The sequence below is a fragment of the Mesorhizobium sp. WSM3224 genome, assembly GCF_000427725.1.
In the GTDB taxonomy this organism is placed as follows: Bacteria; Pseudomonadota; Alphaproteobacteria; order Rhizobiales; family Rhizobiaceae; genus Mesorhizobium.
The window spans coordinates 1-3,127 of sequence record NZ_ATYO01000065.1 but is presented as its reverse complement, the minus strand read 5'-3'; the positions used below and the strand labels follow the sequence as shown (position 1 = coordinate 3,127).

General features: G+C 64.3%; 4 protein-coding genes. All 4 read right to left on the bottom strand.

What is annotated here, in order from left to right; all coding sequences use genetic code 11:
* Window positions 1-30: 30 nt before the first annotated feature.
* The gene (locus YU3_RS0133795) at window positions 31-633 is read right to left on the bottom strand and encodes a UPF0149 family protein (RefSeq protein ID WP_027170289.1); all 603 of its coding nucleotides are present in this window, start codon (window positions 631-633) and stop codon (window positions 31-33) included.
* The gene (locus YU3_RS0133790; RefSeq protein WP_027170288.1) at window positions 630-2,213 is read right to left on the bottom strand and encodes an IS66 family transposase; all 1,584 of its coding nucleotides are present in this window, start codon (window positions 2,211-2,213) and stop codon (window positions 630-632) included. Before YU3_RS0133790 ends, YU3_RS0133795 begins: the two co-directional genes overlap by 4 nt.
* A 72-nt stretch (window positions 2,214-2,285) precedes the next feature.
* On the bottom strand, window positions 2,286-2,636 hold the full coding sequence (tnpB, locus tag YU3_RS0133785) for an IS66 family insertion sequence element accessory protein TnpB (protein ID WP_027170287.1): 351 nt from the start codon (window positions 2,634-2,636) through the stop codon (window positions 2,286-2,288).
* A complete protein-coding gene (locus tag YU3_RS38290; protein WP_036260309.1) occupies window positions 2,633-3,070 on the bottom strand; it encodes a transposase in 438 nt (145 codons plus the stop codon). The genes tnpB and YU3_RS38290 overlap by 4 nt, the downstream gene beginning before the upstream one ends.
* Between the last annotated feature and the right edge of the window lie 57 nt (window positions 3,071-3,127).

Genomic DNA, 3,127 nt, shown 5'->3' with positions numbered 1-3,127 from the left:
GGTCAGCCGTTAGTCGGCTCGCCGGGGCGATCACTGCGGGTTATCATAACGGGTGACGTAGTGGAGTTCGCGGAGGGCGGGAATGACGAGGGCGATATCTTTGTACGCCTCGTGCTCGATAAAGTGCGCGGTCTCGGGTCCCGGCCTGGGTTTGCCGAGGACGGGCCGCCCTTTTTTGTCGACGCAGTAGATCAGGATCGGCAGCAGCAGGCCGTGGTTGGGGTTCTTGAGGTCGAGTAGCCGTTTCCAGCGTTTGATGTTGAGATTGATGGCCGCGTAGAACCCTTGGCACCACGGCCGCGGGTCGATGCCGCCACTGGGGTTGGTGGTGAAGCGGGGCGCATAATCCTGCGGCCTGTCGAACAGCGTCTCGTTGATCCGGTTGTGGATCCTGGCGAGGCTGGCGAACACGGCGTGATCGGTTGCAGAGCCTTTGGCCAGGACGCCGCGCGGCAATCCCATGAGCGGGCACATCCAGTCTTGCGGATCCGCGAACCGCGGCCCGGTGACCGATGCCGTTACGAAGCCATCCAGCGCCGACATGGTGCGCACCAGCGGGCGGGGGTTGGTCTTGGCGGCCATCCACGCCTCGAGCGCCTCGTCCGACAGCGCCATGTCATCGATCGAGCTCATGCCGCCAAGGGGAGCGGCATCTCTTGGCGGCGCACCCAGTTCCAGGGCATCAGCTCGTCCCAGCGCGAGGCTGGCCAGTCGTTCTGGATGCGCTCGATGACATCGGCCATGTAGGCTTCGGCATCGACGCCGCAGAGCTTACAGGTCTCGATGATGCTGAGCACGACCGCGGACCGCTCGGCCGCGGCGAAGTTGCCCGAGAAAAGCCAATTGCGCCTGCCGACCGTAAATCCACGAATCGCCCGCTCCGCAATCAGGTTGTCGGGCTCGAGCTGGCCGTCGTAGAGGAAGCGATTGAACGCGCGCCATCGCTTGGTGCCATAGGCGAAGGCCTTCGCGATATCGGCATGGCGCGACAAACCGTTGGCCTGGCGCATGAGCTGTCGTCGCAGCGCCCGGACCAGGGGTCGGGTCCGCCTTCGTCGTGCGGCCAATCGTTCGGCCGGCGGAAGCCCCCGTATCTCTTCCTCGATCCGGTAGATCGCCTGGATACCGGCCATCGCCGTCGTGCTGAGCGCAGTCGGCTGGCTGTCGTGAACGTCGAATATCTTGCGGCGCAGATGGGCCAGACAGGCGGCTTCCCGAATGGCGCCGCCCTTGTAAAGCTGATTGTAGCCACCGAACCCATCGGCCTGCAGCGTGCCGGCAAATCCGGCGAGTTCGGTCATCACGCTCTCGCCGGCGCGACCCATGGTGGCGCGATACCAGGCGATCGGCGGCTCCTGAGAACCTGAATTGCGGTCGTCGGCGACGTAAACCCAGAGCGCGCCCTTGTGCGTCGTGCCGGTGCCGGGCGCCAGGATCGGAAGCCGCGTGTCGTCGGTGTGTATCTTGGTGCGGGTACGGCCGATCTCACGGATGCGGTTGTAGATCGGATCGAGCAAGGGGGCGGCGTAGCCGGCGCTGCGCGCCAGCGTGGATCGCTCGATATCGACGCCCTTGGCGGCCATCATCTGGCTCTGACGGTAGAACGGCAGATGATAACCCCACTTCGCCATCATGATATGGGCGAGCGCGGCGTAGCTGAGCTTGCCGCGTGCAATGGCTTTGGCGGGTACGGGCGCCTGGATGATTTTATCGCAGGTCCGGCAGCTGTACTTGGGGCGAACGGTCTCGATCACCTGCCAGGCCTGGGCGACCAGGTCGAGCATCTCCTCGTGATCTTCGCCCATGGCGCGCAGAGCGCCGCCGCAGCCAGGGCAGCATGCGCAGGACGGCTCGCGAATGATCCGCTTGCGCGGCAGGTTCGGGTTGAGCTTGCGCACCGGCAACACCCGGACCTTGTCGGTCTCAGCGACGATGGGCAACTCGATATCGGGCACGCTGGCGGCGACATCGGTTTCGAGATCTTCGAGTTCGAGCAGCATCTGGCCCAGCTTCTCGGACGAGCGGCCGAAGACCTTGCGGTTGAAGCGATCGATCCGCAGCTGCAGGCGCTGGATACGAAGTGCGGCCTCGGCGCGCTCTCTGCGCAGTTGCTCATCGCGCTCGGCGATGGTGATGTCACGGGCAGAAACGGCCGCTTCCAGGAGCGCGATCCGGGCGAGGAAATCAGCGGTTGAGGGAGCTTGTTCCGACACCCAAACTACATACCCGAAAGAGCTCCTTCACGGAAGCAGAATCGACATAAAATCAATAAGAAACGAGCAAAATCAGCCAGCCAGACGCGGCCGATAAGTCTTGCTCGGCCGGCGCCAGTCGATCCCTTCCAGAAGCAGCGAAAGCTCCGCCTTGGTGAGCGACACGGCGACCTGATCCTTCGTGGTCGGCCAGGCAAAACAGCGGTCGGTAAGCCGCTTTGTGAACAAGCAGAACCCCTGGTCGTCATGAGCCAAAATCTTGATGATATGACCCTTGCGCCCACGGAAGCAGAAGATCGCGCCAGTGTGCGGATTGAGCGCGAGCACCTGCTGCACCATCCGCGCAAGGCTATTGATCCCGCGGCGCATGTCGGTCGCGCCGCAGCAAAGGTAAATCCGGTCCGTCGGTACCACCGTGATCACCTGCTCAACTCCGCCAGGACGATGCGCAGCGCTGTCGGATCGACGGTCCCATCGATCCGCAATCGCGCGCCGTTCGCAAAGGCCACGACGATCCTGCCGGCCGGGCCCGGGCAATCGGCGACGGCGCGTTCGACCTCCGGCAGATCGTTCACCTCGATCCGCGCGAAGGTCGCCATCGCCTGATCGGCATCGAGCTCGCCGTCGACCATCTGCTTGCGCCACGCATAGAGCTGTGACGGGGCTACGCCGAACGCTTGCGCGACCTCGGTCACCGACGACCCCGCCGCGCTCGCCAGGTCGACCAACGCGCGCTTCTCGGCGCAACTCCACAGCCTCCGTTGCCGCGCGCGGCCGGGCATCGTTGCACGATCTTCGGCCGCCGCCGCACCGCTTAACTCGGCGACCACATCGCCCCCTGCATGTTCCAATGTCATGGCGCGAAAGCTCCATGTTCATCAGCCCATTGCAAGGTGCCGTGGTGCAGCGCTTAC